Below are 23,456 nucleotides of genomic sequence, written 5' to 3'. Positions count from 1 at the left end.
TTTGTTTTTCTAATAATTGAAAAAGGATGGTTCCCAGTCTTCTAAAAGTGCCCAATTAATCTGTGGATTTCCATTTAACGAGCTCATTGAACCTACGTATGTTTTTTCAGTCGCTGCTCCTAATTCCAAGTAATGTCTTGCAATTTCAATGGTAGTCTCTGAAACATTCCGATTTGGTATTTCCGAACAATTTAGCCATTCTAATGTACCTTCATCGCTTTCAATTAGAGTAGAATTTTTTGAGATATTTCCAAAAAAGACATATTGGATTCGAATTTCTTGATTGTCTTTCACTCTATGAACAATGTATCTAAGTGATAAATCTTCTATACAATCACTTTTTATCCCGGTTTCTTCTTCTATCTCTCTAATACATGCCTTTTTAGGATCATTGATCTCATCACCGTCAATATGTCCACCAATTGGAACCAAGTGCCCAGCTAAAAAAGTGTTCTTCGCCCTTTTTTGCAGGAACAAAACTTCTTGTTCTTCATTCTGAAGGAAAGCTACTGCCATTTGTCTAAGTCTCAAAAAATTACCTTCTTTCAAATATCTCAGGTACTCTTACCTTAATTTTTCTAAATTCGATTTTAGCATCAGTTAGCAGTTCTAGCTATGCATAAGCTAGATTATGTATCTTATAGTTTTGAATGCTTGTTTATAAATATGAATATTTGCTTTAGAAGAAGGAGTAATTGCTGTTGAGATATTTATTTTCTAGATTACCTGATCATATCAGGCGCCAGCAAAATCTTGAATATCAAAATGACGTAATTTGCTTAGCTTATCTAATAGTTGTTCTACTTCTTGTGTTGAATGCTTTCTCGAACTAAATATAGCATATGGACCTAGCCCAATTTCATTTACTTTCCCCATTGAATCCTCGTTATTTTTGTTTAAAACTTTCCTTAAAATCGTGTCTTGTTTTTTCGTCATTCTCAAGAAAATAGTTGTCACCTTGTTCTCGTTGTATTTTTCCTAAAGCAGATAAATCGACGATAATTTGCAATGGCTCGTTATCCTTCCATGCTCCGACATGAATATGTGGAGCCCAAGAAGTACCATTATTTCCACATCTGGCAAATGTTTGACCTGCAACGACTTTCTCATCCTCTTCAACTCTTATATCTGTTACATGCGCATAGACAAGCCGAACATCATCTTTGCAACGAAAGATAACACTACCTGCTGGTTTATTTGTATGCGAGCCTGGCGTGTTTTCTTCTTCATTGATTCTTATTTTTTCAACGACTGCATCACAAGGAGCAAGAACATCTGCTTTATAGCCAAACCAATCTTCATTCCTTTTTCCATCTCCCAGATACGTTCTAGAAAAACCGTCCACAAATTTGGCCACCATAAAGTCTCGTCCTAATGCATCACCGAGATATTCCATTTCCCCTTCTGCATGTTCTGCAGTTAAAAACGCCTGTTTAAACACAGGATAGATTGTTATAGATTTTTGATTTTTAACCATTCTCTCAGCTCCTTAAAATTTTAGAATCCAAAATTTGTATTCTAGATTGTGATAATACTAGCTCAATAAATCATCAACATATCCGTTTTACGATAAAGCAAACCTTAATTAGTGGAAGTTTCCTTCTCCGACTTACCATACTTGTTTTTGCGTGCTTATTGAGGCGAAGATCTTATTGCCACTTAGATCAAGAACAACCGGAAACGCTTTCCTTACGAGGCGGGCTAACTGCTCATTTTCCGTCGACGATCGCCTATCTGCCCCTTACACTATTCAACATTTGGCCCCTGATAACCTTCTCGTTACTTTGCATGAATACAGACTGTTTCCAGTGGTAATGTAGAGGCACTAAAGGATTTTATGAATTTATAAGGTCTTGGTTATGTAATATCAATATCTATTCTTAGAGATCATCACATAATAGACTACTTGATCCTATTGACTTACTTATTAAGTTCCAAGCGATATAAAACCTCCGTAATATTTCCTTCTACCGTTCGCCCCGTATTCTTGAATCCAATACTTTCGTATAAATGAAGTGCGACTTTATTTTCAGGATCGAAACTTAGATAGATTTCTTTGCAATCAGGAATGTTTCTCATTTCTTCTATAATCATCAACAAAGCTTTTTTTCCATAACCTTTATGTTGAAAACGATAATCAATCATGAATCGACAAATTTCGTAGAACCCTTCCTTTTCTGCGAAGCCATACATGGCAAAACCGACCATTTGGTCTTCGTTGTATATAGCTTTTGTTTCCCAACCAGTTTCCATTTTTGATTGTGCGATGGAAACTGCATTGGAGGCAACAAACTCTTCAAATAATATATGTTTTCCTTCTTTATCAGTAGTTAAAAAAATACAGTCAATCCAGTTATTTGAGTTTATATCCTCTAATCTTAGAGACATTTTCATCACCTTTGTCTATGCGTGTTCAAACCTCCCGAGAAGGATGCTTGAACTCGTTTAATCCAATATTCTTGAATAATTCCCTATTTATTTACGAGCCATTCTTTTTCTTTTAAAAGGGATTGATGATAGTAATCCCCTATGAGTTAAACAATATATTTGTTCTTTAAGGAAAAAAACCTTATTTTTACTTTTCGCATTCATTCATGGTTGTTACATTTTGAGTAGGGATAGATTATGTTCTATCCTGATTCTAAAATGATTCATTATTCGTAGTTGTTCTTCCGTTAGTTTCTCTTTATTCCAATACATATGCATCAGGCTATACTCGAATATTTCCTTTAACTTAATAAATAGAGGAAGTTTATCAACCATTTCTTGAGATAGATCATTTTCTTCTTGATATCCGTCGATGATTGCTTTTGTGATCGAACGCCCATAGTCAACGATGTTTCCATTGCCTACAAACGAATACTCCATCGCACTATAGATAGGAACGGCTAAGTCAAATATATAAAAGTGTTTTTCACAATCTTGAAAATCGATCATCGTCAATTTTAAATCACGATCTACTACTATATTTTCTAGCCATAAATCCCCGTGTAGCAAACCATATGTTGAATCACTTTTCGGCAAATCTTTTATGGTCGATAAAACTTCATGTGCCATTTCCCTAATTGCGCTTTCTTCCTTAGGGATATATTTGAGAAAAGCATATTCTTCATTGTCATACCAATCATTGATATATTGAAGTGGCTTTATGTTTTCAAATTTCTTTGATAAACGATGCAACCTACCAATTTGCCGTCCTACTTCTTTTAAGACATTCGGTTGCCATTGACTTCTTGGTAAGTGTATCCCTGGAGCTGCCTGATATAAGACTGTCAGAACCTCCTCATTAAGAGACATTTTTTCCACGATATTACCGTTTAAGGAAGATACAGCTGGGGTTGCACCAAAACCTTCATTGTATAAAAAGTTTGTATACTGAACCTCTTCTAACTGTTCATCATATGTTTTATAATTTGTTATTCGCGCGTAAAATTCTCCTTGTACTGCCGTACATCGATAGATCTCATCTGTCACTGATTCGATTTTCATGAAATTTAATGGATAGATCTTGTTTAGTGACTCGAGTATTATTTGTTCCATAGCTTTTATCCCACTCCTGATATTCATACGATCCCATTATATTTACACATTAGAAAAACTAAAAATAAGCTTATATCCATCAAACGTTTCGCCATGTTCCTCCTTGTATTCGCCTTTTGTATAGTTAGAGATCGTCTTCCGCCAAAATTTCTGGCCTACAATATTCTTTTCGGCTGGATTCGTAAATAATTCCCAATTTCCTTTAAATTGTTCAAATACTAGATTTGCCGCTTGTTCAGCAACCCCTTGACCTCTTAATGATTGAATTAAAAAGAATTCATTGATGAAATAGTCAATTCCTTTATTACAATGGGGTGGAGTAGCAATTAGAATAAAGCCTGCTGGATTCCCATCAACCAAAATTAGGAAAGGAAATAAAACGTCCTGCTTCTCCCACCAAATATTTTGTACTTCATACTGGTCACTCAATGTTTGAAATTCATCACTATCCTCATAAATTCCATGAACGTTGGGAAGTCTGTCGAAATGACCTGATAAATCATAAAGATATAAAGGGTACAAGTTTTTGATTATATATGCTTGATCCTTATTCGTTAGTTGTACTTCAATTTTCATATGGTTCTCCTTTATTTTTAGGTAAACTCGAGTAGCCTAGTTTTAGTTTTCATGCCCACTATTTATTGAACGCAGTGTGATATTTTCCTTTGAGCAAGCCACCCTTTAGCTGAATATCAACGTTTATTTTATGACTTTCCATTCCTCATATATCTCGGCATCTAGCCCTAAATTTTTAGTCTTTAACCACTCAAATGCTTTTAAAACTAATGGTGAAGCATTATCCAAAGATACATCTTTCTCGGTCACCCACACAGCTCCCAATGAGTCTTGTCCTGCAAAATGTTCAGGTACTCTTATTTTCCCATCCATTCTTCTAACAGAATAATAGACCGCAATATGATGAACACCCGCAAACCCACTCCATAACCAAGGAAGTTTAAAATCAATAGTGCCAATATTTTTCTCTACTTTAATTTCAAGACCTGTTTCTTCAAGGAACTCCCTCCTCATTGCCTCCAATAAAGTTTCACCATCTTCTAATCTTCCGCCAGGTAAATCAAAGCGATTTGCATACGGACCCATATTTTTCCTTATAAATAAGAGTTTCCCAGCTTCTTCATAAATTCCATAAACACCAAAAGTTCTATGACATTTGCTATTAGACATATGTGGCCTCCTAATATTATTATTTCTTAATCAGCCAACCTGCTCGATCACCTTTTATTTCTATATTTAGATGCAAATCTGCCTAAAGTGCTTCTTAGGTTTTTCCTCTTTTCTCAACAATTCCTCTTGCGAATTGTTCTTTATAGTTGGTATATTCATTAATTCCGCTATTATTTTCTTCTAGAAATTTCTTCTTCAAGTCCCTGTATTGTTCTCGCGCGATTTTATTTTCATTTAAATAATTTCTGAAAAAGATTAAATTTTTCCAAAGTTCTTTATTATAGTCAACTAAATGGATAATGTGGGTCTTTTCTTCGTAGGTTTCACTAGTATACTTGGCAAGCACGATTTCATTAGGGCGTTGGACCCGAAGCCTTAAAAAGCCCGATATTTTTAACCCTTGAAGAATCTCCTTATCAGGTTTTTCAATATCATCTACCCCCACAGCTAAATCTAATATTGGTTTAGCAACTATCCCTTTGATAGCTGTACTTCCAATATGTTCAATTCGACTTTCATGAATAGGGGTAGAATGTAAGATAACCTGTTTCACCCTATGGAACTCTTCTTTCCATTCTACAGTATGGGCTACTAATCTTACCTCACCGCGTTTTAGTCCTAGTTTCATTGAAAACACCTCAAACCTATTTTACCTTAAAAAATGAGCAATGATTTATTATTCGTAAGGCTGATAAAACCCTTTCAATAAATGTTCTTGTTTTTAAATACGAGATTATTTAAGCACGTTCGCTCTTATTGCTGTAGAATACAAATTGAAGCAACTCTATGCATGAAAGGGTAATAGATTATGCCGATCATAAAACACGCCATTCTCATCCATGCACCGATCCATGTTTGTTTTGATCTTGCGAGAAATGTAGAAGTCCATACAGAAACAACGAAGAAGACAAAAGAAAGAGCCATTGCGGGTATTACAGCGGGGCTTATGGAAAATGGCCAGACAGTTACGTGGGAAGCTACTCATTTTGGAGTAAAACAAAAATTAACGGCAAAGATTATCGAAATGGAAAAACCCTATACCTTTACAGATGTTATGGTGAAGGGGGCTTTCCACTCTTTTACACATACACATGAATTTATTGAAAGTGGCACAGGAACAATTATGAAAGATAGCTTTTCCTATCAAGCTCCTTTCGGTATTCTTGGAAAATTAGCCGATAGATTATTTTTAGAAAAATATATGAGACGTTTTATAATAGATCGTGCCAAGGAGCTAAAAAAGATCGCTGAGAGAAAGTTATAAAAAAGCTTCCCCTTTAAGGTATTTTCTGCAATAGTTTTCAACTATAAAGGGGATCATTGTCGCTAACTCATTATGTTCGTCCATATTTTTAGAAAGAAAAGCGAAATTGCGTATGATTGCCCAGATAAAAAACGCCTCAAGCACTTCCAGATAATCCCCTGCTAATTTTCTTTCGTCCTGATAGTATGTAATAAATTTTCTTCTATTGTTTGGATTGAGATGTAATAATGTCTCAGCAACATCAAATAAGTAATAGCCAAAACCACAGGATGAAAAATCAATTATGGAAGGTTCACCATTGTGAAAAACATAGTTGCTTTCATGTATGTCTGAATGAATCATTCCCCATGTATCATTATTTTTCTTTTGTGAATGAATGACCCCTTCAATTTTTCTTGTCGTCTCCTGAAGGATTTTAAAATCATTGGATGTTATGATGTTTAGTCGAAGCAATAGTTCTAATTGGATTAGTGAAATCATTAAATTTTCAGTATTATAGCAAGGTCTTTCTACTGTTTCCGGAGCGCCCCAAGAGCAGGAGTTTTTATGAAGAGTCACCATTAAACGGGCCAGCTTCTTAATCTCTGGATCTGTTGGTTGTCTATCTAATACCTCTCCTTCAACCCATTCCTGTAAGGCCCAGTAAGCAGGAGCGCCTGTTTTATTATCATTTATTTTCGTTATAAATTGATTGTCCCTATTTCTTATGGGTGTTTGGATTTTTAAATTAGTGTTTGTTTTTAATTCCTCAAGCCATCGCAGCTCAGACTCAATGAAACGACTAGATTTAGCTCCCATATGACATTTAAGTACATATTTATTGTTGTCCACCGTGTGAATGCAAAAGGTCAGATTGTCACTTTCTCCTAAATATTCTACTTCTTTTATAACCGCTACCTTATAATACGATCTGATTAATTCTTCTATCATTTGAATGCTGGCATCTCATTCGTCAATCTGTTTCCCCCAATAGTCGTTTATCTTTTTCAATATAATCTTAGCAATATGAGCATCCACTTCATCGACATCCCCAATATTCGATACCATATCCCACTCGCACATATAACTCATTTCATTGTTCGCTGTAAATTCTGATATTTTCATGATCTCTCCATAAAATACTGCCCACTGAATGGATTTTTCTATTCGAGGTACATACACAGTCGACACACCCAGCAAGATCAGTTTGTCGGGTTTTCGCCCTGTCTCCTCGAGAATTTCACGCTGTACACAGTCTGATAAATTTTCCCCCTCTTCCTTTCCACCACCAGGCAATTCCCAATTCCTTCTATACTTATTATAGCAAACAATGAGCCTATTTTTATGCATCAGAACGGCATGCCCACCACTCACACTTCCAATATCTTGGAATTGAGCTTCACTTTCCGTATACATGAAACTTTCTAATTGATGACCATGTTTATTGGTGATGATTGACATCATAACACCTCGCAAATGTGTTTATAAGAATTCTCTTTATCAAAAAACTAATACTCTAAATATAGCTTCTGATAACGTCCCTTTTCAGCTAACAAGTGCTTGTGTGAGCCTTCTTCGACAATTTTCCCCTCATCGACCACAAAGATTTTATCTGCTTTTTCAATGGTTGTCAGCCGATGGGCAATGATTAGTGTCGTACGGTGAGCCATTAACTCTTCTAACGCATCTTGAATAAGTTTCTCCGCTTCCGTGTCTAGTGCGGAAGTGGCTTCATCAAGTAGCAAAATTGGCGCATTTTTGATAAATGCACGTGCGATCGCAATTCGTTGACGTTGTCCACCAGATAGGTTTGTCGAACGTTCATTGACAACTGTATCATATCCTTGAGGTAAACTTTCTATAAAAGTATGAATATTGGCTTTTTCAGCTGCTTCTATCACATCTTCTCTAGTTGTATTAAGATTGCCATAACGAATATTCTCCTCAATCGTTGTATGAAAAGAGGTTTCACTTTATTTCGAATTCTTTATGCGTTTAAAATGTAGCCTAATTATTGAATTCATCTGCATTTCCTTTTTTCAAAATTTTGATTCAATTAACCAAAGGTCTATTCAATGGACTGCCGGATTGAATCCACATTCTTCGGTATTATTGTTTAAAAGTAAAGAGAAGCACCAAGGGTAAGGTGCTTCTCTAAACATATTTTACATCTTTTATTGATAGACTTTAATTTTTACTGTTCGTACTCCCCAGTTAAGAGCTTTCTTTTTAGTAGGCATATGCAAATCAATTTTATTTCCTTTTATGGCACTGCCCGTATCACTGGCAATCGCTTCACCGTATCCTTCCACATACACTTTTGTCCCGAGTGGAATCTTTTTAGGATCAACGGAGATCACTTTGGCATTTGGTTTCTTCTTTAAATTAATGCCTGAAGCTGTGATCCCACTACATCCTTTACAACTTGCAGTATAGGCTGTAGCCTTTACGGTCATTGTTTTATAGGTAGTTTTTTTGCTTACTGCCTTTTTTTTGTTTGTAGAAGTTTTCTTCTTTACTGTTTTTTTCGCGGTTGTTTTTGCCTTTGTGGGTTTCGTAACTTTTAACACTTGGTTTGGTCTAATCAGATCTTTTTTTATGCCATTCCAAGTTTTAAGTTGTTTAACCGAAACTTTGTGTTTTGTGGCGATTTTCCATAAAGAATCGCCTTTTTTTACTTTATATGTAGTAGTTGCGGCTGATGAGACACCGGAAAAGCCAAAGATTAACACACAAACCGTAATCATTGAAAATAATACTTTTCTCAATTTAATAGTCTCCTATGTTATATTAGTATCCATAGTATAGCAGGCTAATGTGACAATTGAGTGACAAAAGAGTAGTATTTATGTTACGAAAGGGAATTATTGTTAACAGTGACAATATATATTACTGTGCCACCTTTTTTAGTAAGTATGTTCATAATCTATTTTATACTTCAAACTCAATCATCTCAGCAATGGTTTCAGCAGTCGGTTTTCCCATGGTTTTCTCTACAAGATAGATGGCCATATTGATTCCAGATGAAACGCCTCCAGAAGAAATAAGATTCCCATCATGCACAACTTTACGGTCCGTTATCACTTGAATATCGGGATATTTTTGTTGAAGGATTTTCCAGGTTAAATGATGAGTGGTGGCCTTCCTCCCGTCTAGTAAACCAGTTTCTCCTACTATATACGCCCCAGTACAGACTGAACATATATATTCAATATCCTTATGTGCAAGAATCCAATTACATAGTTTCTGATTTTTAGCCATCGATTGGACTACTCGCAGTGGTCCTCCTGGAACGATGAGAATATCCAATTCAGGACAGGTCTCCAGACTAAAATCGGGTTTTATCCTTATACCAGAATGCGTTTTTATTTCATTTCCTGTCTCAGACACCGTAAATACTTCAAATGGCCTTGTTGGCAATAATTGCTTTTTATAAAGGGTAATTGTTTGTTCTACTTTGTTATTAGCCGTTAATGACAGCACCTCTGCCGGCCCAGCAAAATCTAAAACATCGACATAATCGAATAGGACGATCCCTACTTTTCTCTTTCTCATTTATTGCTCCCCCTTACTCCACATGAAAACACTTTTTCTCTTGTTGGCCCATTTCTCTATTTTTGTAAAGCCATTTTCTTTGATAAACTATTCCAAAACTGCTTTAAGTCACAAACATATCATTATGACAATTGTACGAATGTTGTTAACCGCAATATATCATATTTTGAAGAAAAAAGAACGAAATCACCCCGAGTTATAGCAAAAAACAGAAGCACTTAATCTTCCTAAATTTTAGACAGTGCTACCTCTTCAATTCTCCTTGTCATTTATCCATATTCCTTTATACTATTCATAAAGAGGTGAAGAACATGGAACAAGAAACCATGCTAAAAGAAATATTACATGCGTTCAAGCTCCATGCCGAACATATTGATCAGGGATTTGAGCAAATCGATAAGAGGTTTGGACAGATGGAGAAAAGATTTGAACAGATGGATAAGAGGTTTGATCGGTTAGAAAAAAAGGGTGATGGTGTCCGTTTGGATTTAACAGATACACAGAAAACCACGAATTTTTTGCTAGGTAAAGTAGCTCACCACGAAGAAAAACTTCTAGAATTATCTCTGCAGCACCAATAATACCCCATATTGTATATTTCCAATTACCAATATCTCTTCACTTCAAATTACTGGCAGGAAGAGATTACTAACGCAAATTTCCAAATAGAATACTGAATGCTCGATAAATGAATTACTTTTTAAGTTAAGCGATAACTATTTTGTTGTTGTATTAAAAATACTGGGAGAATGTCTTTAATTCATGTTCCTGCTAATACTATTTTTCTGCCTTTCACGGGGGCGTACCTGTAGACTACTAAAGAAATTATTCATTATGTTATGCTTTCAACAACCATAGCCATGGCAAAAATATTTCAAAGGGGGTTAGTGTCACGTAGTTGACAGACATATTGTGAAGAAAATACTTCTTAGTTTTAATCCAGAGCATTTTTCTCCGATTCCAAAGGGTGAGAAGAAATTTGAATATCGTACTCGGTTTGTCAATCAAGAAACAATCGCATACCTGTACCTAAGTTCTCCTGTAAAAAAAGTAGTAGCTAAGATTCATTTTGGTGAAAAAATATTACTTTCAGATCTAAAGAAAAGATTTAATGAAGACAATTCAGTTATAGCAAAAATAGATGATTATATTCATAAACATAATAAGAATTATGCAATTCCAATATTGTCCTTTCAAGAATTAGAAAGCATTTCACTTTCTCAAATCAGAGATCAAATTAATCCTAACTTCATGCCTCCTAGATCTTATAAATATATTGATACAGATGAACAACTTTTAGGGATTCTTGAAAATTTAAATGATAAGGGAAAACCAGTCATATTAGACCATAGTTGTATTCATTCTAGTGATGTATGCATTAATTAGTAAAATATCGATATAGTGAATAAAATTAAAAGCCTGCCATATACAATTTTCTATGCCTCACTTGTATATGACAGGCTTTTTATATTTATAATAATGTAGCCATAAACTTTTAAATCTTTAAATATTTCTGATCAAAAAGTAAATCTAGTGATCATTTACAGTTAATTCCTCAACGATTGTTTGAGCACCGTATTCAGCACTAAATAATAATTCAAGTAGTTGTTCCGCTGTTTTGTCAGGTGTTTGCAAATTCCCTTCGCTATGTATTTGTCTAAAAAGTTCAACATGTGGAAACTCCTCTGTACTAGTAGATCGGATTTCAGTTTGCAATTGTGTATCGATCACACCTGGATAGACTGAAACAATCTTCACTGGATGGGATTTGTCTTTTTGTTCTAGGTGAATACTTTTTGAAAATGAATCTACCCCTGCCTTGGCGGTACTATAGGCACTTTGAGAAGGAAGTAAATATTTAGCGGATCCAGAGGAGATATTTAGTATACGTTTGTCCACCTTCAAGTGATTGGTGTGCCTTATAAAATTTGCCGTAAACAAATATGGCGCAAGTAGATTCACATTAAAATTTCGAATGATCTCTTCGCTTTCATTTTCCTCAATCGGACCAATGGGAGATAGTATGCCTGCATTGTTTATTAAATAAATAGAATCGATGTTTTGTTCATCCACAAATGTAAATATCTTTTGAAAAAGATGATCAATCCCGATTATTTCATTAAGATCGAACGGAAAATAACTAACATGAGCAGGGTATTCCTTTTCGATATCCACAAAATTACGCTCATTTCTAGAAATACACATAATATGGTGATCCTGATTATGTAACAATTGCTTTACCAGCGATTCTCCGATGCCTCGTGATGTTCCTGTTATAATAAAGTACTTCACTTTTATCCCCCACTTTCAAAGTTCCTGTCTATATTTTTGCCTCTTCTACTAATACACTATTGACCGTTTCCTTCCAAACCGCTTTATATTCAATCTCAAAGCCCAGCATAATAGATCTCGAGATGTTATCCATGACAAGTGCTAAGATTTTCGCATAATGATCAATATTTATCGCTATAATCACTCCCTCTTCCTTGCCTTTTAAGAGAATATTTCTAAACCCATTTGCAAACTCACCCTGAACACTTATTAAGTGTTCTTTAAAAAGAGGATTTCTACTAGCGATTAATGTAAATTCATTTAAGACCTTTAATAATGTATAATGATCGTCTTCCTTAATTGGAAAGCTGTCTAATCCAAATTGATAGAGCTTTTCTCCAAAATTTCCTTTAGTCCAATCCTTCATAGGAAAGTCGCCTTGAAACGGATGATTTCGCAAAATGAAATAAAAAGCTTGTTCCACTAACTCTTCTTTTGACGAAAAGTGATAATAAATGGAAGGCTTTGTAATCCCAACCTCTTTTGCAATCTGGACAAGGCTCGTTTTCTCAATGCCATGGATTTTAAACAGACTTATAGCAGCTTCAAGTATTTGTACAGATGTTAATTCCTTTTTCTTGATTGTTGTCCTCTCCTTTATGATGTTATGGACTTTATTTTACCTAACGGTAGGTAAAAAAACAACAGTAAGAATTCTTTCATGCTAATCAAATTCAAATGTACTTTTCTCAAGATAGCTTCCTTCAATAGACGTTTTGATGATGATATTAAATTGCTGACTGTATGGGTGCATAAATACCTCATACTGAATGCGGCGCTCTACATGGGATTGTTTTAAATATTCAAGGTCGGTTCCTCTTTCAATAACATCCCGGCTCGTCCTTCTCTCAAATTCTGTTTCACCATCTGTATAAAAGTAGATATTCAAATCAAATAAATCCTGGTTGATAAAGGCAACACTCATCCCCTCCACAATCGTGAGCTTCTTGTTCGCGGATATAAGGTTACTCTTCATATAATGCGTCTCGATTGTATATAAATCAAAACCTGCACTTATCATTTGAACATCTCTTTCTAAGGAAGGTAGATGATGAGCAGCCGGATGGCAGGCCGTCATCTTATAACGGTGATTTTTATTTTGATACGTATAGTCGATTGCACTATGCTTTCGTATCGCCGAACTCACAATATAGGGATCTGTATTCATATAGTTCACTTCATTTTGATCTAGCTGACTTATGAGCTTATTGGCAAAGGTTGTTTTTCCAGCAGCCCCATGCCCGGAAATGCCAACCACAATCCGTTGATCCGCCTTGCTTGCCCACCCAATTATTTGCCTTATTAACCTATCCATTGTCTTTCCCCCTTGTCTAAAATAAAAAAAGGTAGTATGAATATCCATCATACCACCATTCTTTAAAAATTCATTTTGTTTTTTCTAAAAATGTACATCCATTATCCATTCACAACTTGTCCACCATTTACATGAATGACTTGTCCAGAAACATAGGATGCATCTTTTGAAGCTAAATAGACATAAGCTGGAGCTAACTCAGAGGGTTGGCCAGGTCGTTTCATCGGTCCATCTGTTCCCCATGAGTCGAGCTTGTCTTCTGGGAAAGTTGCTGGGATAAGTGGTGTCCAAATTGGCCCTGGGGCTACACCATTCACTCGAATGCCTTTGTCGAGAATTTCTTGATTTTGCGATAATGACCGTGTAAAGGCAACGATCGCTCCTTTTGTCGAGGCATAATCCATGAGAACAGGGTTTCCTTTGTAAGCTGTAATGGATGTTGTATTAATAATTGCCGAGCCTTCCTTTAAATGTTTCAGTGCTGCTTTGGTCAAATAGAACATCGAAAAGATATTGGTCCGGAAAGTACGATCCAATTGCTCATTCGTAATATCCTCGATCCGTTCACAAACATGTTGCTCCCCCGCATTATTGACAACGATATCAAGACCACCTAAAGTATCGACGGTTTGTTTGATCACTTGCTGACAGAAATCTTCATCGCCTACATCTCCCGCGATTGTTAAACACGTCCGACCATGTTTTTCAACAAGCCTTTTCGTTTCTTCAGCATCCTGATGAGCCTCATAATAGACAACTGCAATATTAGAGCCTTCCTTTGCAAACGCAGCTGCAACCGCCTGACCGATTCCACTGTCACCACCTGTAATAATGGCCACCTTACCCTTTAGTTTATCGCTTCCCTTATAGTCGTCATCTTCAATCTTCGGCTGTGGACTCATTTTCACTTGACTATCAGGCTCCAAATAATTTTCTTGAGGTTCTTGTGTCTTCGGCTCTGGTGCGTGATTGTTCTTCATGAAATCTCTCCTTTTCTTAGGATAATGTAAATTCTTTACCCATTAAAATCGGGGCTAAAACAATCGTGATGAAAGTCGAGGGCTGCTCCCCACACTCTTCCGAATCCCATTACAGTCACTCCATGTTCCAGCATTCAACGTAAAAAAACAGGAGCTGAATCAGCTTGCTTAATCCATATATGCTCCTGCCCATTTAAACCATCCTTGATCCACACTTCCCCTTGTTCATTTTCTTTATTTCGGCGAAACCATGTCAGCTTAGAACCAACAGCTTGTGGCTTTTCATCGAGTTCATTCTTTCTTGGAGAGGTTATTTGTGTTTGTTTGTCTGTTTTTATATTAATCGCATAAAGTGTTGTAAGCATTGTCGGAACAGGGCCTTCTTTCCACTCCTTGTTCTCTTTTGCTCGTGCTACGATTACGTTTTCTGAGGAGAACCATTCCAAGTCAAGATCAATATATCCTTTAGGTGTATATTCCTTTTGTTGCTTAGAAATCGGAATGTCCGCAATCGTTGTTTTTTTATTTTCAACAAGGAATCTTCCTTCCCCCGAAATATAGGCTAATTGATTGGCTGATGGGGCCCACTTCATCCAATCATGGAATCGCAACATGTTTCCTATCACTTGAAACTCTTTTCCTTGTGATGATAAGACTGCTAATGTATTACTATCCATTGCCCATGATGCCGTAGGAGTAGCTAAAAAACTAATCCATTTTCCATCGGAACTCCATTTAAAATTGCTAACATCAATTGCAAACAAATCCTTTTCATCTGTTTGGAGTGTATAAAAAGGCTTGATTTTTTCAACGTTCAGATTGGCATCAGCAGAAATTCTATATAGAGGGACTGGCCCCCAACCCGTAGGACGCAAAACAGCTGAAGAGGATACGATAAACTCCTGCCCATTCGGAAACCAGGCAAATCCGCTCACACCTAATGCAACATTTTCAAACCCTTCCGGACGGCCTTTCTCTTTTTTTGTCACATTTAATACGCCATGATCATTGTACGCCAATTGATTTTTAGTCGGAGACCATTGAAAATCAGCTGTTTCAATCCCTATATAAGGCTGGTAGTTTACTTTTTTCTTTGTGTCATAAATGTATAAAGCTGGTTTCCTCTCCTGCTGATCCAAGTACCCAATAAAATGGCCATCATAGGACCACTTTTGGGAATCCACATTTTTTCCCTTTGTAACTTGTATTTCTTGCTCCCCCTCTTTTATCCATAGCTGCTTGTCGCGAATAAATGCAGCCTTAAGCGGAGCCTCAGCGGAAGCACTTATCGTAAAGAATAAACTGCATAATAGTAAAATGAGTAAGATTCTTGTAGTAGCCATTGATCATCCTCCTCGTAATAGGATGTCCATCTATATAGCTACCATTCGGTCAATTGAGCTGAAATGGTCTTAGTAATGCCGCTCCATCATGCAAAAACATTTATTCATCTTCCTCTCCAGCAATAACATGGCCTTCTTCATCAAAAGCGGTCACTTCTATTGGCATGTTTACTTTCTCCTTTTCAGTTGTAAAATACCAAAACCACAAGTTATCACGGATTAAAAAACGATTGGGTTGGACACTATTTTCACTATTGATGATGATTGACTTAATCTCATCATTCGCAAATCCACTGATCATTGCAAACTTCTCTTTAGGGGCCTGATCGGCTTGCCAACTGATCAATCCCCTATCCACTTTTTCCTCGTTGAATTCTTGGAAATCCAATTCATGAAAGGCATTCTTCACTTTTGTGAACTCTTTATTAGTAAGGACTGGCATTACACCTGATTCACTTTCACAAAAAACGATATTTGCAGATACATCCATAAAACGAAGTTGACTAGAAAGATCAAATTGCTTTGAAGCTAGAGCACAGATTTCCTCTTCTGGATTAGTCTCAGTACGTAATACTAAGAAAAAAAAGACAGCAACAAATGCTAAACTAAGAATAGTTACTAAAAATTTTTTCTTATTCATGTTTATCGGTCCTCCGTTATCTTATTAGTGGGAATATTCCGCTTTTAAAATTCCTTAGAGGACTAGGTGACAGTAGTGACTATCACATTTTCGCCCTACATATGCTTATAGCACCATATCCAGATGTACTGTCTGCCAAACTGGATCATCCTCCGCCCATCTCTCCGTAAAACCTTTCGTCTTCCAAAATGAAAGCGCACTTGGTAAAAACAGATGGGTATGCAAATACAACTTTTGATAACCGACATCACAGCAAAATTGCAAAGCCTCTTGAAAAAGCTTCGTTCCAATTCCTAGACGGCGAGCTTGTGGATCGACATAGCATTTTACAATTTCTGCGGTTGACCAATCCCTGTAAAAAGTTTGTAACTGCAAAAATCTATCATCATATGGGCATACACCAATCGTGCCCAACACTTGCCCAGATTGAGAATAAGCAGCATACACAATAGCGTTTTTTCGTTGAAGATAGAATGACTGAAAATGAAGTAAGTCTGGAGGTAGTTGATCTTTTGACAACATAGGAAAAACCTCACTTCGAATGCTCATCATAAAGTCGATCACTTGGAGGTATTCATCCTCTTGCACTTTTTTTATTGTATAAACTTCTTGGGATTTCATAATCATACATCCTTTCCAGTTCTGACAGACTATGAACTGATCATTTTGCGCAAACCAAAATCATAACTTGTAGAACTATATTATCTTCTTTAGGTGTGTTATCTTGTATACAAAAGCAGTTAAACTTTAAATCGGTGAGGGTCAAATATGAACAAAGAAGCATATTCACCATACATTTCTTTTAATAGAAAACAATGGACAGCACTTAAAAAATCTAATGATATCGAACTATCTAATATTGATCTAGACTCCCTGCAAGGGATTAATGTAGATTTGACATTAAAAGAAATTGAAGACATATACATTCCATTGTCACAATTGATTCACTTCCATTACCTACAATATAAGGAGCTTTCCAAAGAGATGAACCACTTTTTGAAATTGACTGACAAAAAGAGCCCTTTTATAATCGGTATGGCAGGAAGTGTAGCAGTCGGAAAAAGTACCACGGCAAGAATACTTCAGTATTTGCTCTCTCAATGGGGAGATAGACCACAAGTAGAACTAGTCACAACAGATGGATTCCTTTACCCTAATAAAAAGCTAAAAGCACTAGGATTGATGGAGAAAAAGGGATTTCCAGAAAGTTATGATGTGGCCAAGTTAATTCGATTTCTGTCTGTATTAAAGTCTGGAAATGGGCAAGTATCGGCCCCAGTGTATTCCCACTTGTCCTACGATATTCTCCCTGATCAAAAACAGAGCATTTGTCGCCCTGATGTAGTCATTCTTGAAGGAGTGAATGTGTTACAAGCACCAAAACATAAGGAAGTTGGAGTATTTATATCGGACTTTTTCAACTTTTCGCTATATATTGATGCCGATGAAGCCCTCATTGAAAAATGGTATATAGACCGCTTCAAAATTTTACGAAAAACAGCATTTCAGAATCCAAAATCCTATTTTCAGCGTTTTTCTAAGCTGTTAGAAGAGGAAGCATTACTGATTGCTGATCGTATTTGGCATGAAACAAACAAAGCGAATCTTTATGAAAATATCTTACCAACCAAGGACAGAGCAGACTTAATTTTAGAAAAAGGAAAGGGACATTTAGTAGAAAATATTAGCATTCGAAAATAACAATAGCGATCGTATGTTCACTCCAGATCTATTATATCTTGTCTTTAATTTTTTGAATAACGGTCCTATAAAATTTATTTTGGTAAGAAACAAACCGATCCCGTCCTACACTCTCATCGAAAAGGATTTTATTTCCTTCTTTATTCATTCTAAACCCTTTTATATCAATTGTGTCTCTCTCACAACACCAAAGCTCCATAAAATTGTTAAGTTCAACTTTGACAATCCCTGCAACCTCTTCTTCTTGAAGAGTAAAGTCGTCAAAGGAACTGTCACATCTATATAGAAATACATTTGCTCGTTCCTTATCTATAAAATCATCTCTTATTAAACAATAATCCATTACTCCCAACGGCTCTAATTCTTGAAAGGAAATATCAATTCCCACTTCTTCTTTAATCTCCCTTATACCATCTTGAACGGTTTCATTCTCCAGTAAATGTCCCGCAACGGTTATATCCAAAAGATTGGGGTATTCCTTCTTGGTTTCACTACGGAGTTGCAAATAGATATAATCGATCCCCATTTCATTGCTAATAAACCAACAATGGAAAACTTCGTGCCAATACCCAATCCGATGGACCTCTTCACGAATAGCAACACCTATCTGCTCTCTGTCTTCATCAAAAATTTTTAATCGTTCATTTTCCATTCACTAAACTCTCCTTGTATTTATGATCAAATGCTTAAATGCTTTTTGGATTTATGAGGCTGAAAAAGTTCTCGAAATTAAGTATTTCATGAATACTGTCGATTCGCGCTCTAGTTTAACAAGAGGCTTCGATTGTCAATCTTTTTTGCCCATCTTAAGCAGATCATCCTCTGAAAGGTTTTGTGTATGTTGATCTAATTCCTTTGAAGGAAACCAATCGATATCCGTACTTCCATCTCCATATTTAATCGTATGGATCACAGCATGAGGAGGTAAAAAAATATTATGATGAACAAAAGGTTTTACAGTTACACTTTCTCCTTCGTGGAGAAAACTTACATTCAAGGCTCCGTTTGAACTGATTTCCGCGTAGACAATCCAGCCAGATTGAACAACATAAAATTCCGATACCACTTTGTGGTAATGACTATTTTGCCAGCCCCCTCGTTCTGAAGCGATCGTCCGACAATAAGAGCTTCCATCAGTACTCACCAATCTGAATCGCTTCTCTCCATTTCCCATCCGTTCAAAATTCACATCAACCCCTGCTAAGTGAGCTTCTTCCATACTAATCTTCGTTCCAGTCATATTGCGTCTTCCCTTCCCGTATTCATTGAATTGCTATTGGCTTATTTAAAGTCTTTAAAAGGAATGTAAACAAAATTCTAATTCTATTACAACGCACATTGAATATGAGATAGCATCGTATGAGCTAATATTTTTTAGATGTATTCAGTTCAGCCAATGACTTGGTCTATCTAAATAGCTCGGTATTTTGGTGTGAATATTTCCTTTCGTCGAGTTGATTTGTGCCTGGGTAAGAAAGAGGGCATCAGATAAGTTAGCTCCACTTAACTCTGCGTCTCTAAGATCTGCTCCAATAAAATCGGCCTTTCTCAGATCACTATGGCTTAGGTTTGCTGCAATCAATAGGGTTCCCCGAAAATCTTCCCCTTGCAATTTCTGCCCTGTCAGGTTTGCGCCTAAGTAGTCCAAACCTTTTTTCATTCTTTTCTTTTTACTCTTTTTAAGGAAGTCTGCTCGATACAATCTACTCGTCTCGATTAACAGTACATTGACTTTACTTCGATGTTCTACCATGTCCATTTTTAGAATTTCCTTTGACGTTTGTATAGTTCGTTCAACCGTCCGCTCATACATCTTTTCCAAAGCCGGATGCAAAACTTCGGTTTCCTTTAATGCCATAGCTTGTCTCAGATACCAAAGCATCTCATGAAGTTGTTGCACAAGCGGAAATACGGCAAACATTTCTTGAGCATTTTCCCCATCTGCTCGCCAGTCTTTTCCTTTATATAAATTCTGTGAAACATGTTGTCCAGCACCAAAGCACTCATAGGACACACAACCCCGAAAGCCCTTCTCTCTCAGCTCGCTGTGAATCAAACAGAGATGATTGGAGCATAAATTCCTACACGGTTTTCCGCCCTCTTTATTGAAAGGAAAATCCGCCGACTTAGCATATGGCAACGCTACACAACATAACCCGAAACAATTTGAACAATCTGATCGTAAAGGATCCTTCATACCGAACCACTTCCTCTACTTACTAGAATATTTTCTAAGTATATCGAAAAAAGTTAATTGTTTATAGCCCTTAATGTACATCTTTTTCTGCGTATATTTTTACTGGCAACTGTGAAACTTTATCATGAATTAACAGGTAATGGTCATATAGAAAAATTAGCCTCTTTCCAGACAATGCACCAGCGATTCAATATCTGCCATTTTCTCCTAAGAAAACTTACTGCATTTTTTTAAAGCACTATCTCATACTATATGATAAGCGATCGCTATGAAGGAGGTTTTATATGAATTCAATTTGGTTGGAGTACGGATGGACATTATTAATATTAATTGGTCTAGAAGGGATACTGTCTGCTGATAACGCTCTAGTGATTGCCGTTATCGCAAAGCATTTACCTGATAAACAAAAAAAGCGAGCCATTAATTATGGTATTTTGGGTGCCTTTATTTTTCGGATTATTTCGATCTTCCTCATCTCCTTTATGGCAAATGTTTGGCAGGTTCAGGCGATCGGTGCAGCCTACCTTATCTACATAGGTGGGAAGCATATTTATAAAAAATTTTTTCAATCGGAAGCAAAACAAAAGGATAACCGTACTAATAAAGGCAGGCCCGATTTTTGGCCGACCGTAGCAAAAATCGGTGTCGCCGACATTGCCTTTGCTATTGACTCTGTCCTTGCGGCTGTTGCACTTGCTGTCACATTACCCGATACAACATTACCGCAAATTGGTGGATTGGATGGAGGGAAATTTGCCGTTATTGTAATTGGTACAATCGCCGGATTAATTTTAATTAAATTCGCAGCAAACTGGTTTGTGCAACTTTTAGATAAGCGCCCTGGCTTAGAAACAGTAGCTTTCCTAATCGTTGCATGGGTTGGAGTGAAATTGGCTGTCATAACTCTTTCTCATAAAAATGTGGGGATATTGCCAGAGGCTTTCCCACATAGTACCGTTTGGACGATTGTCTTTTGGGGTGTCCTTATCTGCATTGCCGTAATTGGATGGTTTTTATCTGGTCGAAGGGAATCAAAAAAAAGGTAATTAAACGGAATGGCATCTCAAGAAACGAAGGCCAGCTTTATTTTCAAAAGTAGCCTTCTGTGGATGCCTTTTTCCTTCTACTCGTAATCGTCCTCGACTGCTAAAATTTCTTTGATCGTGGCTTGTGCGTGCTCTCTTATTTTCTTCTCCTCATGGTTATAGGTGATTAACGCCTTCCATAGCGCCCAACCTTTTGCGCGATTCCATGTTCCCTCATCAGCATCCATCTGTTCCTTAAATACTTGTCTACTCGTCCGATCAAAAAAGGTCCAAGCCATCGCCAAATCGCAAGCAGGATCACCGACACCCAAAATACCGAAATCAATCACTCCTGATAAATGCCCATTTTCCACTAATAAATTCCCAGGTGCGATATCACCATGGACCCATACACTCTCTTTTTCCCATTTACTTGCAAGCGATCGTTGCCAAATCCTTTGACATTTTTTAAGTTGAACATCTTTATTTAAATTTTTAAGAGTTGCCATCGTTTCTGAATCATAAACAGCTAGATCCCCTCCACGGTAAAAATTATGCACGCCTGCCGTTGGTCCATTGGAAACATCGATTCTTTGTAATTCTTTTAAAAAAGCTGCTAATTCGTTCGCAAAAGCTGCTAATTTCACATTGCTTTGAGTAACAGTTTCGCCTGGTAACCATTTATTAATCGACCAAACATAAGGATAACGATTCGTTGGATTTCCTATAGCCACTGGCTCTGTAATTGGTAAAGTTAAGCCTTTAGATAAATAAGGCAACCATCTGGCTTCTTTCTTTACTTGTGGCTCATATTCCTTCCCACTTGGTAATCGAACCGTCATCGTTTCCCCTAAATGAAACGTACGATTATCATGGCCACCATTTTTCACAGGTTTAATATGTAGTTCCTTCCATTGGGGAAATTGTTCTCTGATTAATTGCTTCACTAACTCTACTTTTATTTCCATAAGTCCCTCCGAATAAAGATATTGTCGGATGTTTCATCACGCTATCATTTAGCTATTTTCAGTCCCCTTTATAACAGCGCTTATATAGAAAAATAGGTTATCCTTCCCCTTGAATGACTAGACTATTTTCATCTAAAGATTTTGTAGGAGGAAGCTTTCTAACCTCCGTATTTAACAGCCAACATATGGCGACAATTAAAACAATAATCCCTGAACAAGTCACGACGAGGACGCTTCCGATCCATGCACCAACACTGCCACCTAGTAAGGAACCAACAGGAGCTGCCATAGCCGAAAGACTAGTTGCTGCAGTAAAAATGCGTCCAATTAAATGTTTGGGAGCAATTTTTTGTAGCACTGTAAAGACAAGCACGTTCAATGCTCCTGCCGGAATCCAGGAAAGCATATAGAGTACTAATGTAAGCCATGCACCTGGCATCAAAGCAGAAAGCGTCCATAATGATCCCGAGATTAAATAACCAAATGCATATAATTTCCCAATTGGAAATTGTTCCAATTTTAATAATGGAGCAATAAGTGCACCGGATAAGCTACCAAAAGCGGAGGCCATTAACAAAAAACCAACATATTGTGTTCCACCAATTACTTCACCAAATGCAGGAAACACTGCTAATGTTGCAGCACTGACAAGATTCAGGATAATAGCGCCATACAGTAATTTAGCGATAAAGCTTTTAAACATAATCATTAGTCCCTCTTGCAAGTCATGTATATAATTCTGTACAGTCGTTTTAAATTCCTTCTTATGACCAACCTCTTCTATGTCTTTTTCAACCACAGATCTATTTGGAAGGCGAATAAAAGAAAAGATCATTGCACCTATTAAAAAGGCAATCGAGTTTACAGTATATAAAGCAAAAGGACCGATCATAACAAACAAGATCCCTGCCAAACCATTAAAGGTAATATCCACTCCTTGATACGCAATGGTAAAAAGAGAGTTTCCTTTTGTAAGCTTTTCTTCGGGAAGGACTTTCGGTAGTGCTGCCAGTTGAGCTGGGAAAATTAACACATTGAAAGTAGAGATAATCGGCGTTAAGGCGAGTACGAGTGTAACAGAAAGAAAGTCTAAATAATAAGCAAGTGGAATGACTAGCAATAGTCCAGACTGAATCAGTTGAGTTCGGATAAGTAAAGAACGAATGGGAATTCGATCGATAAGTGGACCTGAACTAAATTCAACAATTCGTGGCAAAATCGATAAAAATCCTGCTAGCCCTGTATAAAAAGTGGATCCGCCAAGTTGAAAAATTAATAACATGGCTGCTACACTATATAAACTGTCACCTATATTCGAAACAATTCTTCCAAAAAACATTAAGCTAAAATTCCGATATTTAAAAATTCCCATTTTTATATCCACTCACTTCATCAGATTTTATCCTACATTAATGGCCAGTATGAACCTCGAT

Annotated in this window: 30 protein-coding genes and 1 pseudogene; 5 read left to right on the top strand and 26 right to left on the bottom strand. The window is 36.7% G+C overall.

All coding sequences use genetic code 11. The annotated features are described in order from the left end of the window. Nucleotides 1-9: 9 nt before the first annotated feature. From IPU53_RS07005 to IPU53_RS06970, 8 genes are all read right to left on the bottom strand, one after another. On the bottom strand, nucleotides 10-531 hold the full coding sequence (locus IPU53_RS07005) for an NUDIX domain-containing protein (RefSeq protein ID WP_207449279.1): 522 nt from the start codon (nucleotides 529-531) through the stop codon (nucleotides 10-12). Nucleotides 532-735: 204 nt separating this feature from the next. After that, on the bottom strand, nucleotides 736-876 hold the full coding sequence (locus IPU53_RS07000; protein WP_207449277.1) for a hypothetical protein: 141 nt from the start codon (nucleotides 874-876) through the stop codon (nucleotides 736-738). Between the two features lie 10 nt (nucleotides 877-886). Further along, nucleotides 887-1,477 carry a M23 family metallopeptidase gene (locus IPU53_RS06995; protein ID WP_207449275.1) on the bottom strand — a complete coding sequence of 197 codons (591 nt, stop codon included), beginning with the start codon at nucleotides 1,475-1,477 and terminating at the stop codon, nucleotides 887-889. 443 nt (nucleotides 1,478-1,920) lie between these two features. Further along, nucleotides 1,921-2,388, bottom strand: a complete 468-nt coding sequence (locus IPU53_RS06990; RefSeq protein WP_207449273.1) for a GNAT family N-acetyltransferase — start codon at nucleotides 2,386-2,388, stop codon at nucleotides 1,921-1,923. A gap of 213 nt (nucleotides 2,389-2,601) precedes the next feature. Then, entirely contained in the window at nucleotides 2,602-3,540 is a 939-nt protein-coding gene (locus IPU53_RS06985) for a phosphotransferase enzyme family protein (RefSeq protein ID WP_207449271.1), read from the bottom strand. A gap of 42 nt (nucleotides 3,541-3,582) precedes the next feature. Next, entirely contained in the window at nucleotides 3,583-4,116 is a 534-nt protein-coding gene (locus IPU53_RS06980) for a GNAT family N-acetyltransferase (RefSeq protein WP_207449269.1), read from the bottom strand. Between the two features lie 123 nt (nucleotides 4,117-4,239). Continuing rightward, nucleotides 4,240-4,725 carry an NUDIX hydrolase gene (locus tag IPU53_RS06975; RefSeq protein WP_207449267.1) on the bottom strand — a complete coding sequence of 162 codons (486 nt, stop codon included), beginning with the start codon at nucleotides 4,723-4,725 and terminating at the stop codon, nucleotides 4,240-4,242. A gap of 94 nt (nucleotides 4,726-4,819) precedes the next feature. Next, nucleotides 4,820-5,353, bottom strand: a complete 534-nt coding sequence (locus tag IPU53_RS06970) for a GrpB family protein (RefSeq protein ID WP_207449265.1) — start codon at nucleotides 5,351-5,353, stop codon at nucleotides 4,820-4,822. Nucleotides 5,354-5,533: 180 nt separating this feature from the next. Here IPU53_RS06970 and IPU53_RS06965 point away from each other — a divergent pair, with 180 nt between their 5' ends. Further along, on the top strand, nucleotides 5,534-5,989 hold the full coding sequence (locus tag IPU53_RS06965) for an SRPBCC family protein (protein WP_207449262.1): 456 nt from the start codon (nucleotides 5,534-5,536) through the stop codon (nucleotides 5,987-5,989). On the opposite strand, the gene IPU53_RS06960 is transcribed toward IPU53_RS06965, so the two are convergent. The 5 genes from IPU53_RS06960 to IPU53_RS06940 form a co-directional block, all read right to left on the bottom strand. Then, complete coding sequence (locus tag IPU53_RS06960) at nucleotides 5,984-6,919, bottom strand: phosphotransferase enzyme family protein (protein WP_207449260.1); 936 nt, start codon at nucleotides 6,917-6,919, stop codon at nucleotides 5,984-5,986. The genes IPU53_RS06965 and IPU53_RS06960 overlap by 6 nt on opposite strands. 15 nt (nucleotides 6,920-6,934) lie before the next feature. Next, nucleotides 6,935-7,432 carry an NUDIX hydrolase gene (locus IPU53_RS06955; protein WP_207449258.1) on the bottom strand — a complete coding sequence of 166 codons (498 nt, stop codon included), beginning with the start codon at nucleotides 7,430-7,432 and terminating at the stop codon, nucleotides 6,935-6,937. Between the two features lie 44 nt (nucleotides 7,433-7,476). Continuing rightward, nucleotides 7,477-7,869, bottom strand: coding sequence for an ATP-binding cassette domain-containing protein (locus tag IPU53_RS06950; RefSeq protein ID WP_396019915.1), 393 nt, complete (start codon nucleotides 7,867-7,869; stop codon nucleotides 7,477-7,479). 273 nt (nucleotides 7,870-8,142) lie between these two features. Then, nucleotides 8,143-8,736 carry a 3D domain-containing protein gene (locus IPU53_RS06945; RefSeq protein WP_207449255.1) on the bottom strand — a complete coding sequence of 198 codons (594 nt, stop codon included), beginning with the start codon at nucleotides 8,734-8,736 and terminating at the stop codon, nucleotides 8,143-8,145. Nucleotides 8,737-8,899: 163 nt separating this feature from the next. Beyond that, on the bottom strand, nucleotides 8,900-9,523 hold the full coding sequence (locus IPU53_RS06940; RefSeq protein WP_207449253.1) for a DJ-1/PfpI family protein: 624 nt from the start codon (nucleotides 9,521-9,523) through the stop codon (nucleotides 8,900-8,902). A gap of 311 nt (nucleotides 9,524-9,834) precedes the next feature. Between IPU53_RS06940 and IPU53_RS06935 the strand changes: the two genes are divergently transcribed. Both IPU53_RS06935 and IPU53_RS06930 read left to right on the top strand, forming a co-directional pair. Further along, nucleotides 9,835-10,104: a hypothetical protein gene (locus tag IPU53_RS06935; protein WP_207449251.1), complete on the top strand. Its 270-nt coding sequence runs from the start codon at nucleotides 9,835-9,837 to the stop codon at nucleotides 10,102-10,104. A gap of 331 nt (nucleotides 10,105-10,435) precedes the next feature. Further along, nucleotides 10,436-10,909, top strand: a complete 474-nt coding sequence (locus IPU53_RS06930) for a hypothetical protein (protein ID WP_207449249.1) — start codon at nucleotides 10,436-10,438, stop codon at nucleotides 10,907-10,909. Nucleotides 10,910-11,053: 144 nt separating this feature from the next. Here the strand turns inward: IPU53_RS06930 and IPU53_RS06925 are convergent, their stop codons facing one another. The 8 genes and pseudogenes from IPU53_RS06925 to IPU53_RS06895 form a co-directional block, all read right to left on the bottom strand. Then, on the bottom strand, nucleotides 11,054-11,815 hold the full coding sequence (locus IPU53_RS06925; RefSeq protein ID WP_207449247.1) for a (S)-benzoin forming benzil reductase: 762 nt from the start codon (nucleotides 11,813-11,815) through the stop codon (nucleotides 11,054-11,056). Nucleotides 11,816-11,843: 28 nt separating this feature from the next. Then, nucleotides 11,844-12,221, bottom strand: a complete 378-nt coding sequence (locus tag IPU53_RS24850; protein WP_242698117.1) for a hypothetical protein — start codon at nucleotides 12,219-12,221, stop codon at nucleotides 11,844-11,846. A gap of 60 nt (nucleotides 12,222-12,281) precedes the next feature. Continuing rightward, nucleotides 12,282-12,407 (bottom strand): annotated as a pseudogene (locus tag IPU53_RS25590) (TetR/AcrR family transcriptional regulator); the annotation flags it as partial. 111 nt (nucleotides 12,408-12,518) lie between these two features. Then, nucleotides 12,519-13,169 carry a uridine kinase family protein gene (locus tag IPU53_RS06915; protein WP_207449245.1) on the bottom strand — a complete coding sequence of 217 codons (651 nt, stop codon included), beginning with the start codon at nucleotides 13,167-13,169 and terminating at the stop codon, nucleotides 12,519-12,521. Between the two features lie 101 nt (nucleotides 13,170-13,270). Beyond that, on the bottom strand, nucleotides 13,271-14,149 hold the full coding sequence (locus IPU53_RS06910) for an SDR family oxidoreductase (protein WP_207449243.1): 879 nt from the start codon (nucleotides 14,147-14,149) through the stop codon (nucleotides 13,271-13,273). A 134-nt stretch (nucleotides 14,150-14,283) separates the two neighbouring features. Further along, nucleotides 14,284-15,492, bottom strand: a complete 1,209-nt coding sequence (locus IPU53_RS06905) for a translocation protein TolB (protein WP_207449241.1) — start codon at nucleotides 15,490-15,492, stop codon at nucleotides 14,284-14,286. A gap of 100 nt (nucleotides 15,493-15,592) precedes the next feature. Further along, a complete protein-coding gene (locus IPU53_RS06900) occupies nucleotides 15,593-16,132 on the bottom strand; it encodes a hypothetical protein (protein ID WP_207449239.1) in 540 nt (179 codons plus the stop codon). A gap of 105 nt (nucleotides 16,133-16,237) precedes the next feature. Further along, a complete protein-coding gene (locus IPU53_RS06895; RefSeq protein WP_207449237.1) occupies nucleotides 16,238-16,753 on the bottom strand; it encodes a GNAT family N-acetyltransferase in 516 nt (171 codons plus the stop codon). 147 nt (nucleotides 16,754-16,900) lie between these two features. Between IPU53_RS06895 and coaA the strand changes: the two genes are divergently transcribed. Beyond that, the gene (gene coaA / locus IPU53_RS06890) at nucleotides 16,901-17,833 is read left to right on the top strand and encodes a type I pantothenate kinase (RefSeq protein WP_207449235.1); all 933 of its coding nucleotides are present in this window, start codon (nucleotides 16,901-16,903) and stop codon (nucleotides 17,831-17,833) included. Between the two features lie 31 nt (nucleotides 17,834-17,864). Here coaA and IPU53_RS06885 read toward each other — a convergent pair whose 3' ends face one another. The 3 genes from IPU53_RS06885 to IPU53_RS06875 form a co-directional block, all read right to left on the bottom strand. Continuing rightward, on the bottom strand, nucleotides 17,865-18,485 hold the full coding sequence (locus IPU53_RS06885; RefSeq protein WP_207449233.1) for an NUDIX hydrolase: 621 nt from the start codon (nucleotides 18,483-18,485) through the stop codon (nucleotides 17,865-17,867). A 135-nt stretch (nucleotides 18,486-18,620) separates the two neighbouring features. Beyond that, on the bottom strand, nucleotides 18,621-19,073 hold the full coding sequence (locus IPU53_RS06880) for a hypothetical protein (RefSeq protein ID WP_207449231.1): 453 nt from the start codon (nucleotides 19,071-19,073) through the stop codon (nucleotides 18,621-18,623). A 144-nt stretch (nucleotides 19,074-19,217) separates the two neighbouring features. Further along, a complete protein-coding gene (locus tag IPU53_RS06875; protein ID WP_207449229.1) occupies nucleotides 19,218-20,030 on the bottom strand; it encodes a pentapeptide repeat-containing protein in 813 nt (270 codons plus the stop codon). Between the two features lie 284 nt (nucleotides 20,031-20,314). On the opposite strand from IPU53_RS06875, the gene IPU53_RS06870 reads away from it, so the two are divergent. Next, entirely contained in the window at nucleotides 20,315-21,076 is a 762-nt protein-coding gene (locus IPU53_RS06870; protein ID WP_207449227.1) for a TerC family protein, read from the top strand. Nucleotides 21,077-21,153: 77 nt separating this feature from the next. Here the strand turns inward: IPU53_RS06870 and IPU53_RS06865 are convergent, their stop codons facing one another. Together IPU53_RS06865 and IPU53_RS06860 are read right to left on the bottom strand one after the other, a co-directional pair. Next, on the bottom strand, nucleotides 21,154-22,023 hold the full coding sequence (locus tag IPU53_RS06865; RefSeq protein WP_207449225.1) for an aminoglycoside phosphotransferase family protein: 870 nt from the start codon (nucleotides 22,021-22,023) through the stop codon (nucleotides 21,154-21,156). Between the two features lie 97 nt (nucleotides 22,024-22,120). Then, nucleotides 22,121-23,395 carry an MFS transporter gene (locus IPU53_RS06860; protein ID WP_207449223.1) on the bottom strand — a complete coding sequence of 425 codons (1,275 nt, stop codon included), beginning with the start codon at nucleotides 23,393-23,395 and terminating at the stop codon, nucleotides 22,121-22,123. Between the last annotated feature and the right edge of the window lie 61 nt (nucleotides 23,396-23,456).

Source organism: Bacillus sp. SD088 (assembly GCF_017355205.1).
In the GTDB taxonomy this organism is placed as follows: domain Bacteria; phylum Bacillota; class Bacilli; order Bacillales; family Bacillaceae_C; genus Lederbergia.
This window is presented reverse-complemented; position numbering and strand designations above follow the sequence as displayed.

Excerpts from the sequence above, each read along its gene's own strand:
- IPU53_RS06955 (WP_207449258.1), bottom strand. The coding sequence starts at position 7,432 with ATGATGTCAATCATCACCAATAAACATGGTCATCAATTAGAAAGTTTC.
- IPU53_RS06905 (WP_207449241.1), bottom strand. The coding sequence starts at position 15,492 with ATGGCTACTACAAGAATCTTACTCATTTTACTATTATGCAGTTTATTC.
- IPU53_RS06900 (WP_207449239.1), bottom strand. The coding sequence starts at position 16,132 with ATGAATAAGAAAAAATTTTTAGTAACTATTCTTAGTTTAGCATTTGTT.
- IPU53_RS06940 (WP_207449253.1), bottom strand. The coding sequence starts at position 9,523 with ATGAGAAAGAGAAAAGTAGGGATCGTCCTATTCGATTATGTCGATGTT.
- IPU53_RS24850 (WP_242698117.1), bottom strand. The coding sequence starts at position 12,221 with ATGAAGGATTGGACTAAAGGAAATTTTGGAGAAAAGCTCTATCAATTT.
- IPU53_RS06870 (WP_207449227.1), top strand. The coding sequence starts at position 20,315 with ATGAATTCAATTTGGTTGGAGTACGGATGGACATTATTAATATTAATT.
- IPU53_RS06935 (WP_207449251.1), top strand. The coding sequence starts at position 9,835 with ATGGAACAAGAAACCATGCTAAAAGAAATATTACATGCGTTCAAGCTC.
- IPU53_RS06880 (WP_207449231.1), bottom strand. The coding sequence starts at position 19,073 with ATGACTGGAACGAAGATTAGTATGGAAGAAGCTCACTTAGCAGGGGTT.
- IPU53_RS06865 (WP_207449225.1), bottom strand. The coding sequence starts at position 22,023 with ATGGAAATAAAAGTAGAGTTAGTGAAGCAATTAATCAGAGAACAATTT.
- coaA (WP_207449235.1), top strand. The coding sequence starts at position 16,901 with ATGAACAAAGAAGCATATTCACCATACATTTCTTTTAATAGAAAACAA.
- IPU53_RS06915 (WP_207449245.1), bottom strand. The coding sequence starts at position 13,169 with ATGGATAGGTTAATAAGGCAAATAATTGGGTGGGCAAGCAAGGCGGAT.
- IPU53_RS06910 (WP_207449243.1), bottom strand. The coding sequence starts at position 14,149 with ATGAAGAACAATCACGCACCAGAGCCGAAGACACAAGAACCTCAAGAA.
- IPU53_RS06995 (WP_207449275.1), bottom strand. The coding sequence starts at position 1,477 with ATGGTTAAAAATCAAAAATCTATAACAATCTATCCTGTGTTTAAACAG.
- IPU53_RS06885 (WP_207449233.1), bottom strand. The coding sequence starts at position 18,485 with ATGGAAAATGAACGATTAAAAATTTTTGATGAAGACAGAGAGCAGATA.
- IPU53_RS06895 (WP_207449237.1), bottom strand. The coding sequence starts at position 16,753 with ATGAAATCCCAAGAAGTTTATACAATAAAAAAAGTGCAAGAGGATGAA.
- IPU53_RS07000 (WP_207449277.1), bottom strand. The coding sequence starts at position 876 with ATGGGGAAAGTAAATGAAATTGGGCTAGGTCCATATGCTATATTTAGT.
- IPU53_RS06985 (WP_207449271.1), bottom strand. The coding sequence starts at position 3,540 with ATGGAACAAATAATACTCGAGTCACTAAACAAGATCTATCCATTAAAT.
- IPU53_RS06875 (WP_207449229.1), bottom strand. The coding sequence starts at position 20,030 with ATGAAGGATCCTTTACGATCAGATTGTTCAAATTGTTTCGGGTTATGT.
- IPU53_RS06860 (WP_207449223.1), bottom strand. The coding sequence starts at position 23,395 with ATGGGAATTTTTAAATATCGGAATTTTAGCTTAATGTTTTTTGGAAGA.
- IPU53_RS06970 (WP_207449265.1), bottom strand. The coding sequence starts at position 5,353 with ATGAAACTAGGACTAAAACGCGGTGAGGTAAGATTAGTAGCCCATACT.
- IPU53_RS06980 (WP_207449269.1), bottom strand. The coding sequence starts at position 4,116 with ATGAAAATTGAAGTACAACTAACGAATAAGGATCAAGCATATATAATC.
- IPU53_RS06975 (WP_207449267.1), bottom strand. The coding sequence starts at position 4,725 with ATGTCTAATAGCAAATGTCATAGAACTTTTGGTGTTTATGGAATTTAT.
- IPU53_RS06965 (WP_207449262.1), top strand. The coding sequence starts at position 5,534 with ATGCCGATCATAAAACACGCCATTCTCATCCATGCACCGATCCATGTT.
- IPU53_RS06960 (WP_207449260.1), bottom strand. The coding sequence starts at position 6,919 with ATGATAGAAGAATTAATCAGATCGTATTATAAGGTAGCGGTTATAAAA.
- IPU53_RS06990 (WP_207449273.1), bottom strand. The coding sequence starts at position 2,388 with ATGTCTCTAAGATTAGAGGATATAAACTCAAATAACTGGATTGACTGT.